This is a genomic window from Actinoplanes couchii, assembly GCF_016862075.1.
Classification (GTDB): Bacteria; Actinomycetota; Actinomycetes; order Mycobacteriales; family Micromonosporaceae; genus Actinoplanes; species Actinoplanes couchii.
Genome location: NZ_BOMG01000092.1, coordinates 13411 through 25018 on the forward strand (window position 1 = coordinate 13411; position 11608 = coordinate 25018).

General features: G+C 69.5%; 12 protein-coding genes. 7 read left to right on the top strand and 5 right to left on the bottom strand.

The annotated features are described in order from the left end of the window. Nucleotides 1-6: 6 nt before the first annotated feature. The 5 genes from Aco03nite_RS36075 to Aco03nite_RS36095 all read left to right on the top strand — a co-directional run bounded on the left by Aco03nite_RS36075 (nucleotide 7) and on the right by Aco03nite_RS36095 (nucleotide 3996). Nucleotides 7-1233: an ABC transporter substrate-binding protein gene (locus Aco03nite_RS36075; protein WP_203804161.1), complete on the top strand. Its 1227-nt coding sequence runs from the start codon at nucleotides 7-9 to the stop codon at nucleotides 1231-1233. Beyond that, on the top strand, nucleotides 1230-2117 hold the full coding sequence (locus tag Aco03nite_RS36080; RefSeq protein WP_203804164.1) for a carbohydrate ABC transporter permease: 888 nt from the start codon (nucleotides 1230-1232) through the stop codon (nucleotides 2115-2117). Before Aco03nite_RS36075 ends, Aco03nite_RS36080 begins: the two co-directional genes overlap by 4 nt. Next, nucleotides 2107-2925, top strand: coding sequence for a carbohydrate ABC transporter permease (locus Aco03nite_RS36085; RefSeq protein ID WP_203804167.1), 819 nt, complete (start codon nucleotides 2107-2109; stop codon nucleotides 2923-2925). Before Aco03nite_RS36080 ends, Aco03nite_RS36085 begins: the two co-directional genes overlap by 11 nt. A 10-nt stretch (nucleotides 2926-2935) precedes the next feature. Next, complete coding sequence (locus tag Aco03nite_RS36090) at nucleotides 2936-3652, top strand: hypothetical protein (RefSeq protein WP_203804170.1); 717 nt, start codon at nucleotides 2936-2938, stop codon at nucleotides 3650-3652. 98 nt (nucleotides 3653-3750) lie between these two features. Beyond that, nucleotides 3751-3996, top strand: a complete 246-nt coding sequence (locus Aco03nite_RS36095) for a MarR family winged helix-turn-helix transcriptional regulator (RefSeq protein WP_203804186.1) — start codon at nucleotides 3751-3753, stop codon at nucleotides 3994-3996. On the opposite strand, the gene Aco03nite_RS36100 is transcribed toward Aco03nite_RS36095, so the two are convergent. The 3 genes from Aco03nite_RS36100 to Aco03nite_RS36110 form a co-directional block, all read right to left on the bottom strand. Next, nucleotides 3997-4740: a hypothetical protein gene (locus tag Aco03nite_RS36100; RefSeq protein ID WP_203804457.1), complete on the bottom strand. Its 744-nt coding sequence runs from the start codon at nucleotides 4738-4740 to the stop codon at nucleotides 3997-3999. 2 nt (nucleotides 4741-4742) lie between these two features. Next, a complete protein-coding gene (locus Aco03nite_RS36105) occupies nucleotides 4743-5699 on the bottom strand; it encodes a glycoside hydrolase (protein WP_239145727.1) in 957 nt (318 codons plus the stop codon). Between the two features lie 114 nt (nucleotides 5700-5813). Beyond that, complete coding sequence (locus Aco03nite_RS36110; RefSeq protein ID WP_203804190.1) at nucleotides 5814-7307, bottom strand: GGDEF domain-containing protein; 1494 nt, start codon at nucleotides 7305-7307, stop codon at nucleotides 5814-5816. A gap of 123 nt (nucleotides 7308-7430) precedes the next feature. Here Aco03nite_RS36110 and Aco03nite_RS36115 point away from each other — a divergent pair, with 123 nt between their 5' ends. Next, nucleotides 7431-8660, top strand: coding sequence for a sigma-70 family RNA polymerase sigma factor (locus Aco03nite_RS36115; protein ID WP_203804192.1), 1230 nt, complete (start codon nucleotides 7431-7433; stop codon nucleotides 8658-8660). Between the two features lie 84 nt (nucleotides 8661-8744). Here Aco03nite_RS36115 and Aco03nite_RS36120 read toward each other — a convergent pair whose 3' ends face one another. Further along, complete coding sequence (locus Aco03nite_RS36120) at nucleotides 8745-9236, bottom strand: MarR family winged helix-turn-helix transcriptional regulator (RefSeq protein WP_203804201.1); 492 nt, start codon at nucleotides 9234-9236, stop codon at nucleotides 8745-8747. A gap of 60 nt (nucleotides 9237-9296) precedes the next feature. Here Aco03nite_RS36120 and Aco03nite_RS36125 point away from each other — a divergent pair, with 60 nt between their 5' ends. Further along, nucleotides 9297-10115 carry an SDR family NAD(P)-dependent oxidoreductase gene (locus Aco03nite_RS36125; RefSeq protein ID WP_203804202.1) on the top strand — a complete coding sequence of 273 codons (819 nt, stop codon included), beginning with the start codon at nucleotides 9297-9299 and terminating at the stop codon, nucleotides 10113-10115. A 337-nt stretch (nucleotides 10116-10452) separates the two neighbouring features. Here Aco03nite_RS36125 and Aco03nite_RS36135 read toward each other — a convergent pair whose 3' ends face one another. Further along, the gene (locus Aco03nite_RS36135; RefSeq protein WP_239145728.1) at nucleotides 10453-11469 is read right to left on the bottom strand and encodes an aminoglycoside phosphotransferase family protein; all 1017 of its coding nucleotides are present in this window, start codon (nucleotides 11467-11469) and stop codon (nucleotides 10453-10455) included. Between the last annotated feature and the right edge of the window lie 139 nt (nucleotides 11470-11608).

Here is an 11608-nt window from a genome sequence, read left to right on the forward strand (position 1 = left end):
TCCGCAATGCGACGCATATTGTCCTCATTCATCGCCATAACGCTGCTTGCCGGGTGTTCTTCGACCGCCGCCGACGACGGCCCGATCACCCTGCGCATGACGACCTGGTCGGCCAACCCGGCTCACGTGGAGTTGTTCAACGCCATCGCTGCCGAATACCAGGCTTCGAACCCCGACATCTCGGTTACGTTCGACGCGTTGCCGCTGGAGAACTACACCACCACGGTGACCACCCAGATCGCCGGCGGCAACGCGCCCGACATCGCCTGGATCCTGGAGAGCGCCGCCCCCGACTTCGTGGCGTCCGGCGCGCTGGTCCCGCTCGACGGCATCGCCAACGCCGACGACCTCTCCCCCGCGGCGACCGCGCTGTGGCGGCGCGACGGCACACTGATGGGCTACCCGTTCTCCACCTCGCCGTTCGGGGTCTTCGTCAACACCGACCTGCTCGCCTCCGCCGGGCAGACCCTGCCCACCGGCGCCGGCTGGACCTGGGAGAAGACGGTCGCCGTCGCCTCGGCCACCGCCGCGAAGACCGGGAAGCAGGGCCTGGTGGTCCGCGACTTCGACTACAAGGACTGGACCAACCTGGCCACCGTCTTCCGCGGCTGGGGCGCCGAGGCGTGGAGTGCCGACGGGAAGACCTGTGGATTCACACAGCAGCCGATGGTCGACGCGATGACCTTCCTGCACCAGGCGATCTTCACCGCCAAGGCGCTGCCCGCGCCCGGGGTGGCCGCCGACTTCTTCGCCGGTGAGTCGGCCATGACGATCGCGCAGATCTCCCGGGCGTCGCTGCTGAAGGACGCGAAGTTCGGGTGGACGCTGGTGCCGTTGCCGGCCGGGCCGTCCGGGCCGTACTCGGTGATCGGGCAGGGCGGTCTCGGCGTACTCAAGAAGGGCAAGAATGCCGACGCGGCAGCCGCCTTCGTCACGTTCTTCACCAACCCGGCGAATTCCGCGAAGCTCGCGCAGTTCTTCCCGCCGCCACGGCAGTCGCAGCTGAACGCTTCCACATTGGCGCAGGCGAACCCGTTGCTCGAGCCGGAACAACTGCAGACCGTGGTGGTCGACGGCATCGCCAACGGCGTGGTGAAACCCAGCCACACCGGCAGCGCCGAGATCGGCCAGGCCGTTCGGGCCGCCCTCGATCCGCTGTGGAAGGCCGACGCCGACGTAACGGCGGTATTGACCGGAGTGTGCGCGGCCATCGACCCGCTGCTGGCGAAATGAGCTATTGGACCACCCGGCGGCGGGACCACCTGACCGGCTATCTGTTCATCACCCCGGCTCTGTTCGGTGCCGCCGCCTTCGTCTTCGTTCCGCTCGTGCTGGTCGTCTGGTACAGCCTGCACGAATGGAACGTCCTCGCCGACACCTTCGACTTCGTCGGCACCGAGAACTACCGACGGCTGCTCGACGATCCCGGTTTTCCGGCCGTACTCCGGGCGACGGGTTTGTTCTCGATCGGTCTGGTGGTGGTGAACCTCGGCCTGGCGCTGGCGCTCGCCGTTCTGCTGAATCAGAGGTTGCGGGGCACCACGTTCTTCCGGGTGCTGTTCTTCTCCCCGGTCGTGGTGTCGCTGCTGGCCTGGACCATCGTGTGGGGTTTCCTGCTGCAGGACAACGGCGGGATCAACGGCTTTCTCGACACGCTGGGAATCGACGGCCCGAACTGGCTCCGCTCCGGCGGCACCGCGATGGCCTCGGTGGTGATCGTGCAGGTGTTCAAGAACGTGGGGCTCAACATGGTGCTGTTCCTGGCCGCGTTGCAGGGGGTTCCACAGGAACTGTACGAAGCGGCGCGCACCGACGGCGCCGGGCCGTGGACGGTGTTCCGCCGGATCACGCTGCCGCTGATCAGCCCGACCGTTCTGCTCACCTCGATCATCACCGTGGTCGGTTCGTTGCAGGTGTTCGCGCAGATCAGTGTGCTCACCCAGGGCGGGCCGGGCAATTCCACCACGGTGCTCGTCTATTACCTCTATCAGCAGGCGTTCCAGTTCCACGCGTTCGGTTACGGATCCACGCTGTCCGTCGTGCTGTTCCTCATCGTGCTGGCGCTGACCGTGCTCCAGTGGCAGATGCGCAAGAGGTGGGTGTTCCATGAGAACTAAGGTCGTCCTTTACGGGCTGCTGCTCGTCCTCTGCGTGCCGTTCGTCTTCCCCACCTGGTGGATGGTCACCAGCTCGTTCAAGCCGAACGCGGAGATCTTCTCGCCGTCGTTGTGGCCCTCGTCGTTCACCGCCGAGCCCTGGCGGCAGGTGTTCACCATGCAGCCGTTCGCGCAGCAGTATTTCAACAGCGCGTACATCGCCGTCGTGGTGACGATCGGGACGCTGGTGGTGGCGTCGATGGCCGGGTACGCGTTCGCCCGGATCCGGTTCCCCGGGCAGAACGTGCTGTTCCTGGTGGTGCTGACCGGCCTGCTCATCCCGAGCGAGGTGACGATCGTGCCGCTGTTCCGGATCTTCAACAGTCTCGGCATGGTGGACACACACTGGCCGCTGATCCTGGTACCGATGCTGGGACCGCCGAGTGTGCTGGCGACGTTCATCATGCGGCAGTTCTTCATCACGCTGCCGGCCGAGCTGGAGGAGGCGGCCCGCATCGACGGCCTGGGCCGCCCGGCGATCTTCCGGCGGATCGCGCTGCCGCTGGCCCGGCCGGCCCTCGGCGCGGTCGCGATCTTCACGTTCCTGCACAGCTGGAACCTGTACCTGGAACCGGTCGTCTACCTCTCGACCCGGACCAGGTACACGCTTCCGCAGGCGCTGACCCAGTTCACCGACGCGTACCAGGGGCAGCTGTGGAACGTGCAGTTGTCCGCCGCGTCGATGACAGCCATCCCGGTGCTGATCGTCTTCGTGCTGGCCCAGCGACAGTTCATCGAAGGGCTGGCGCACACCGGTCTCAAAGGGTGATCATTCCTCTGTGAATCGACGCTGGTCAGTTTATGCGGTCGCCGCCGCCGGGTTCGTGATCCTGACCGCCGCCACCTGGCGGGTGGTGTCCACACCCGGCGCCGGCGCCGCCCTGGCCGTCCTGGTGATCACCGGCGGGGTGCTGCTGATCAGCCCGTTCGTGCTGCCCTACCTACAGGCGATCGCGGTCAACACGGACGGTTTCGAGCTGCGCCTGGTCCGCGAGATCGCCGAACACGGGGCGCCCGGGGCGGCCCGGCTGCTCAATCACACCGAGTTGCCGGCCATCGCCGAAGCCTACGGTGTGGTGCACTCCCAGCTGGCCGGCGACGAGTTCAAGGCCGCCCGCACCCAGATCCAGGACCAGCTGGTCGACCGGGCGTCGGCGTTCGCCCGCCAGCGCAAGTTCGACCCCACCGAGATCAGGAACCTCTTCCCACAGGCCACCGGCCCGGTACGGGTACTCCTGCTCGGCCTGATGAAGGGCGACCCGAGGCTGGTCGACGCAGAAACGCTGGCGTCCGCCATCATCCGCCCGGTAACGCCGAACGAGCAGTACCACGCCATGGAAACAACCGACCGAAACTGGCGCCGCTTCACCGACGACGAACGTTCGACCCTGACAAAGGCCTTGAACAACGCCGACTTCGGCCCCGCAACAAGCCGCCGCCAGTCCTTCGCCACCCACCTGAAGTCGACCCTCAGCGCGACTCCCGGACCGAACTGAGGTGGACGAGGGCGATCAGCAGGAGAAAGGCGACGATCGCCGTGGTGTTCGGCCAGGCGTTGCGGGCCTCCGAGCTGGACGGCCGGCTCTAAGGCGTGATGAGCACGATCGCCCGGGTCGGACCGGTCACCCAGGCGCGGCTGATCAGCGAGCTGCACAGTGACAAGTCGGTGATGCTGCGCGCCGTCGACGACCTGGAACGGCTCGTTCTCGCCACCCGTGAACCGGTCCCGAACGACCGCCGGGCGCGCGTCGTGGTCCTCACCGACGCCGGCCGGGACCGGCTCGCCGCGGCCACCGAGATCGCCGACCGGGTCACGGCCGGCACGACCGCCACTGGATGATCAACCATCCATCTCGTTGATCACCATCTCTCGCGGCTCCAGGATTCCGGGCCAGTAGGGGGAGAGCGGGTCGGCGCCCCGGCGCAGCCAGAGGGTCGTGCCGTCGGGGGTCGTCGCGGTCTCGATGACATGGTCGGCGTCCGCCTCGATGCGGGCCGTCGTGATCGGGGCCAGGCCCAGTCGTGTCGCCTCGGTGCGCAGCTCGGCGGTGGTGACGTAGAGCAGGGTCGCCCGGCCCCGGTCCACGCCGGCGGCGGTGGGCTCGACGAGCGTCAGCCACGGGTCCAGGGCCGCCACGGTGCCGGTGATCGTGGTGGCGGCGACCGTGACGAACAGGCGCGCCACCATGTCGGACTCCCCCGGCTTGATCTCCAGGACACGGTCGGGGGCCAGGGCGACGCCGTGGGTAGCACCCTCCCAGCCGAGGTACTGGTCGGCTCGATCGATCACCAGCCGGGTGGCCGGTGGGCCCGACGGGGGCTCGACGGTTTCGGCGTATCGGACGTTCGGCGAATAGACGAAATCCTCGGTGCGCCAGCCGAAACGGCTCAACAACGGTTCGGCCATCACGTGCATGGCCTGTTTCTCGTTCGCGGCGACGCGGGCGCCGGACAACAGCAGGTCCGCGCGTTCGATGTCGACGTCCACACCGGTGGCGCCGATCTCGTCGGCCAAAGGGGCGTACCGCCGCAGGGTTTGTACGGGGTCGGCAACGCCCCTTTCCAGCCGGAGCATCGCCTGCATTCTCATCCGGTCAGTGTGTCGGGACCACTGTGGAGATGCTGCGCGCCGGGACGCTCACCGTGACCTGTGCCCCGTCGATTCCGGTGGATGGGACGGCCGCGTTCACGGTTCTTCGCCTCCATCGACCGGTGCACGGTGCGCATGATGTCGTCCAGGGTCTCGTTCCACACGGCCTGATTCGCCGGGTCGCCCCAGATGTTCGAGCCGTTCCCGTCGGCGGCGTGCAGATTCCATGCGGTCATCCACATCGGCTTCGCGGACTGCGCGGCCAACGGATAGGGGCCGAGCCGCCCGGCCGCTCCGGTGCCGTACAGATGGCCGCCGATGTAGCCGATATCGTCACGGGCGTTCGCGTCGTTCAGGGTGAGATCGGTGTACCCGTAGTTCAGGTTCACCGCCTCGGCCACCATCAGTTTCGTGTTCTGGATGCGGGCGCCCTGATCGCGGGCGAAATTGCGCAGTTCGTCGCCGCTCCAGTCCATCGAATCGTAGGCGGGATGCCAGTCCGGCTCGTTCTGCACCGATGTGACGTCGATCGGCACGCCCTGTCCGCGCATGTACTGGACGTAATTGTTGAGATGTCCGGCGTACTCGTCGTAATTGTCGGTCTGGAGTTTTCCGCCGTTGATCCGGCTGTTGTTGGTCTTCCACTCCGGCGGTGCGGTCCACGGCGTGGCCAGGATCTTCACCCCGCTGCCGTACGCTTTGGCGACCTTCGGCGCGTTGACCTGAGTTCCCCATTCACCGGCGACCGGCGAGATCCCGGTCCGGACGATCGACAGCCCGAACTGGTTCGTGCCGAGCCCGACCAGGGTCTGCGTCTCCGCCGTCGACCAGGCGCTCCCCCAGATCGAGACCGCCGCCCCGAACCCGTCGACCGTCTGATATCCGGTCGCCGCGTTCACGGTGATGTCGAGGGCGGCGGCCGGAGCTGTGGCCCCGGCGGACGACAGCGCCACGACACCAGAGCGAGGAGGCTTCTCATGAGGATCGATGGCATCGGGAGCGCTCCCAAAATGGATAAACCGAGCATTTCGAGCCGCCCGGCGTAACACTTTTCCGGCCGCCGGCCCTCAGCGGATGACCGAAAACAACGGCGTGTGCTCGACCGTCCGGGTGCCGCCGCCGGCGCGTTTCGCCTCGTACATGGCTGCGTCCGCCGTACTCAGCAACTCGCTTATCAGGTTGTCGGTCTGCTGTTCGGTCATCGTGACGGTGGCCGGCAGGGTCAGGACGCCGATCGAGGCGCCGATGGCCACCGTGCAGTCGCCGACATCGATCGGTTCGGCCAGCACCGACTCGATCCGCTGCGACAGGCTCGCCGTGGCGGCGGTGTCCAGGGCGGTGCAGACCACCACGAACTCGTCGCCGCCCAGCCGGGCCACCGTGTCGGTGCTCCGGACGATCCGGGTGAGGCGTGCGGCGACCGTCTGCAGGACCACGTCGCCGCAGTGGTGCCCGTGCGTGTCGTTGACCGCCTTGAAACCGTCCAGGTCGACGAAGAACAGCGTGGGCGCGTCGTGCACCGCGTCGCGCATGTCGGTCAGCAGCCGGGAGCGGTTGGCGAGTCCGGTCAGCTGGTCGTGGGTGGCCTGGTGGCGCAGCGTCCGCTCGGCGTCCTCGAGGTCGGCGACGGCCCGCCGCAGCCGGGAGAGGATGACCACGATCATGACGGTCATGCACGCGGCCGCGGGTCCCCGCTCCCAGCCGCGGTGCGGCAGGACGATCGTGCTCAGCCCCACCCCGCAGAGGGCGGCGCCGAGCAGGGCCATCCGCCAGCCGCGCATGCCCGGCGCCGGTTCCGACCGGCTGACCGGGCGGATCGCCGCGTCCCGGTCCGGATGCACCGTGGCCGCGGTCAACAGAGCGTTGATGACCAGGTACGTCGGCATGTACCAGACATTCGCGTCGGTCGCCGACACCGGCAGCAGCGTGTTGGCGACGTCGACCAGCAGGGACAACCCGAATCCGGCGACGATCAGGTGCTCCGGGACGGTTCGGCGGCCCGGGATCAGCAGCACCGTCACGGCCAGCGCGAGCAGCACCACGTCGCCCAGCGGGTAGCAGAACACGGCGATGACACCCCAGCGGTCACCGTCGACGACGCCGGGCAGGGCCGGGCGGATCAGCAGGTACCAGGCGAACATCAGGGCCGCCGCGGTCACCACCAGGACGTCCTTGACGATCGCCCGGCGTACCGGCCGCGGCAGGGCCCGCCCGGCCAGCATCCGGTGCACGGCCAGGGCGGCCGGCGGATAGACCCCCAGCCAGAGCAGCAGCGCCACGTCGTTCAGGGCGGCGGCCGGCGCTCCGGGCAGTCCGGCCAGCTGGAAGACGGCCGGACCGGTGGCCCCGAGCGCCACCATGACGATCAGCGGCAGCCACGCCCGCCGCCGGCCGGGCGGCAGGGACCGGGCCGCCGCGACGAGGTACCCGCCGATCAGGCACAGGCCGGCCAGGTAGCAGACGACGGCGATCGTGCTGCCGGGGAGCACGACGGAGGGCGTCGCCAGCACGGCGCACCCGCCGACGACGACGTGCCACGCTCGCCATCGCGGAACCGACACAACCATCCATCGGCACGCGCGCCCGGACGCTTAGCCCCGGCGGGCCAGGCCTGTAACATCGTCGTCATTGAATGGCTTGGTGGAGACGCGGAATCGCCGGCGGGCGGCAGCCGGCGTCTTGTCGTGGCGGCGCGGGCCGGCGACCGGGCGGCCGCCGAGGAGCTGATGGCCGCGCACCTGCCGATGCTCTACCGGATCGTCGGGCGGGCCCTGGACGGGCACGCCGACGTCGACGACGTGGTGCAGGAGACGGTGCTGCGGGCGCACCGGGACCTGGCCGGGCTGCGTACACCGGAGAGTTTCCGGTCCTGGCTGGTCGCCATCGCGATGCACCAGATCAGTGGCCGCCGACGACGGTGGCTGCTGGAGCGCGACCGGTCCACGGCGCTGTCCGACGTCCCGGATCCGGACGCCGAGTTCACCGGCGTCGCGCTGCTGCGACTGGACCTGTCGGCGCAGCGGCGGCAGACCGCCCGGGCCACCCGCTGGCTCAACCCGGACGACCGGGAACTCGCCCTGCGATGGTGGCGGGAGCTGACCGGCGAACGGACCCGGGCCGAGGTGGTGGCCGGTCTCGGCATCGGCGCGGCGCACGCCCGGGTCCGCCTGCAACGGATGCGACGTCAGCTGGAACTGTGCCGGCGCCTGGTGGCCGCGCTCGAAACCGAGCCGCGCTGCCCCGACCTGGACACCACCGGCTGGGACGGCGAGCCGTCACCCCGGTGGCGCAAACGGTTCGCCAGACACCTGCGCGGCTGCGGCCGGTGCGGTCCGGCGGGTACGGGGCTGGTGCCGGTGGACCGGCTGCTGCTCGGCGCGTCGCCGATGGTGGCCACGCTCGATCCGCTGGGCCCGGGGACCGACTGGTTCGCCCAGCTCTCCCGGATCAAGGTGGCGGCGACGGTCGCCGTGGTGGCCGCCGGGCTGGCGGTGATCCTGCCCCGCCTGCACGGCGCCGATCAGGCTCCGCCGGCGACGATGGTGCTGCACCCGGCGGGCCGCCCGGACGCGGTGGTCGATCTCGACGGTGATCGTCTCGCGGTCATGACCGGCACACCCGGCGCCGCACTGACCATGGTTCCCGGTTTCACCGACCGGAAATGCTTCTCCCTGCGGTACGCCGACGGCCGGTACGTCCGGCACTCCTCGTTCCAGTTGGTGCTCGACGAGGTGGAGGACAGCCTGTTGTTCCGTGAGGACGCCACGTTCTGCACCCGGCCGGGTGTGGCGGCGGGCACGGTCCGGTTCACGTCGGTGAACTACCCGGACCGTTTCCTCCGCGCCGGTGGCCGTGACCTGCGCCTGGACCCGGGGGCGTTGACGGACACCATGTTCACCCTGGTCCGGGTCTGACACCGTTCACACTGGTCCGGGTCCAGCACCACTTACTCTGACCCTGGTCCAGCGCCGTTTACTCTGACCCGGGTCCAGCACCGTTTACTCCGATCCGGGTCCAGCGCCCAGGGCTTTCTCCAGCAGCGCGCGCAACTGGGCGACCTCGGCGGTGTCGAGAGCCGCGAACGGTGTCTGCCGCAGCGTGGCGCCGATGATCTCGCTGCGGACCCGGCGGCCACGCTCGGTGAGCACCAGGACCCGCAGGCGGCGGTCGGCCGGATCGGTCTCCCGGTCGGCGAGTCCGCGATCGATCAGCTGGTTGGTGACAAACGTCAGGTTCGAGGCGTTGCAGTAGAGCCGCTCGGCCATCATCTTCATCGACGGCGGCGGCTGTGCCGGGTCGAGCAGCCAGAGCGCGTGCGCGGTCGCGGGGGTCAGCCGGTGCTCGGCGAACACCTCGGTCAGGCGGTCGTTGGCCAGCAGGAACAGCTCGTGGTTCGCCGCCACCACCGCGGCCAGGTCGGCCGGTTCCATGCCGTCACCCTTCTTCATGCCGCCACACTTCTCCACGCCACCAAGCTTCGAATGCTTCAAGTCTTGAACCTTATGCTAGCCTTCGCAGAAGCTTCAAGACTTGAAGTATCGGAGGGTTTCATGGACGACTTCCGTGGGCGAACCGCCCTGGTCACCGGCGCATCCAAGGGCATCGGCCGAGCACTCGCCGTCGACCTCGCCCGCCGCGGCGCCGACGTGATCCTGGTGGCCCGCGCCGAACAGACACTGCTCGCCGTCGCCGACGACATCCGCACCCGGTTCCCCGCCGTCACGGTCACGCCGATCCCGGCCGACCTGGGCACCCCCGACGGCACCGGCCGGCTGCTCGAAGCACTCGGCGGACACAGCGTCGACCTGCTGATCAACAACGCCGGCATGGGCACCGCCGGACCGTTCCTGATCAGTCCGCTGGAGCGACACCAGAGTTCGATCGACCTCAACATCACAGGCTTGACCAGATTGACGTACGACCTGGGCCGCTCGATGATCGAAAGGGGTTCCGGCGGGATCGTGAACGTGGCCTCGACAGCCGCCTTCCAGCCGCTGCCCTACCAGGCCAGTTACGGCGCGACCAAGGCGTTCGTGCTCTCCTTCACCGAGGCGCTCGCCGAAGAGTTGCGCGGCACCGGCGTGCACGTGATGGCCGCCCACCCCGGCGCCACCGACACGTCCTTCTTCGACACCAGCACGATGGAGGTGAACCCGGCGTTCAGCGACACCCCGGACCGGGTGGCCGCCGACATCCTGGACGACTACGCCCGCCGGCACACCGCGTCCTACCCGGGCCGGTTCACCAACCAGGCGATGACCGTCGTCGCCCGTTTCCTCCCCCGCCGCACCGTCACGAAACTGGCCGCCGCCCTCAACCGCAAGCTGGGCCTGCACGAGGCCCGCGACCTGACCGGCGCCCCCGGCTGATCGGCACGGCGCAACCGGCTGAGTCGCGGATCGTCACCGTGCGGCCGGCGGGATCTCGGCTCGCCGCCCACCGTGCCACTGCGGTTTCCGGTCGGCCAAGACGATCAGGTCGCGAGAAGGCAGCACAAGGCGGCACGAGCCGGTGAGCGGCAGAAAGGATTTCCGCCGGGAGGCAGGAAGAATTGCCGCCGGGAGGGCCACGGTCGCCGTTGCCGCCGATCGGGCCTGGTGGTCAAGCCGTGAGTAAGCGGTGCAGGGCGGCTCGGGCCGGCGGACCCCAGGAAGGTTTACCGCCGGCGAGGCTACGGTCGCCGTTGCCGCTGATCGGGCCTGGCGGTCAGGTCGTGAGTAGGCGGTGCAGGGCGGCTCGGGCCGGCGGAGCCCAGGAAGGTTTGCCGCCGGGGAGGCCGCGGTCGCCGTTGTCGCCGATCAGGAGTCCGCTCAGGACTCGGGCCATCGCCCAGCCCCGGGCGCGGCGACGGGTCGCGGCATCCGCCCGATAGATCTCATGGAAACGGTCGACCCCGGAGAGGTCGCCCGTGGCTTGTCCGGAATCCTCGGGGCCAAAGCCGGAACCAGAACCAGAACCGGAACCAGAACCGGAGTCGGAGCCGGAGTCGGAGCCGGCGCTGGTCCGGGACGGGAGCAGGAGCCAGGCGGCGGACAGGTCGTAGGCCGGGTCGCCGGCGCACAGGTCGCCGAAGTCGATCACGCCGGAGAGAGTTCCGTCCGTGGTCAGGACGTTGGCCGGGTGCAGGTCGGCGTGGATCCACAGGGGCGGGCCGCCCCAGGCCGGGGCGGCGAGTGCGTCCTGCCAGACCGCCCGGATCGCATCCGGATCCTCGATCAGCCCTCGCTCGGTGGCCACCGCGACGCCGCGCTCGAAACCGGCATCCCGTTCGGTCAGCGGTCCGCCCCGTTCTCGTCCGGCCGGGGCATCGGCGGGCGCGGGCCGGTGCAGAGCGGTGAGGAAGGTGGCCAGCGACTCGGCGGACTCCGCCGACCGTTCCCCGGTGACGGGCGCGCGGTCGGCGGGTTCGCCGGGAACCCAGGTGGTGACGATCCACGGGCGCGGGAAGCGTTCCGACGGCACGCCGAGGTGCAGCGGCACCGGAATCGGCAACGGCAGAGCCGGAGCCAGCTCGGGCACCCAGGTGTGCTCGCTGAGCACCCGTTCGTCGGACTCCGCGACAACCCACGGCATCCGGACGGCCAGGTCGTCGCCGAGCCGCCACATCTGGTTGTCCCAGCCGCGGGCCCCGAGCCGGATCGCCCGGTCCGCGAGGGCCGGATGCTGCTCCCGCAGCAACTCCCGGATCAGATCGGCGGTGATCTCGAGCTCGGAGTGGGTCACCCCGAAACGCTAGCGGCCACGGTCAAGCCGGCGGGGCGCCCGCCATGCGCGGCGCCCCGGATAAGGATCCGCGCCGCGGGCCACCACCCGAAACCGGCACGGCCAGGAGGGGACCGCACCGCGGGCCACCGCTCGAACC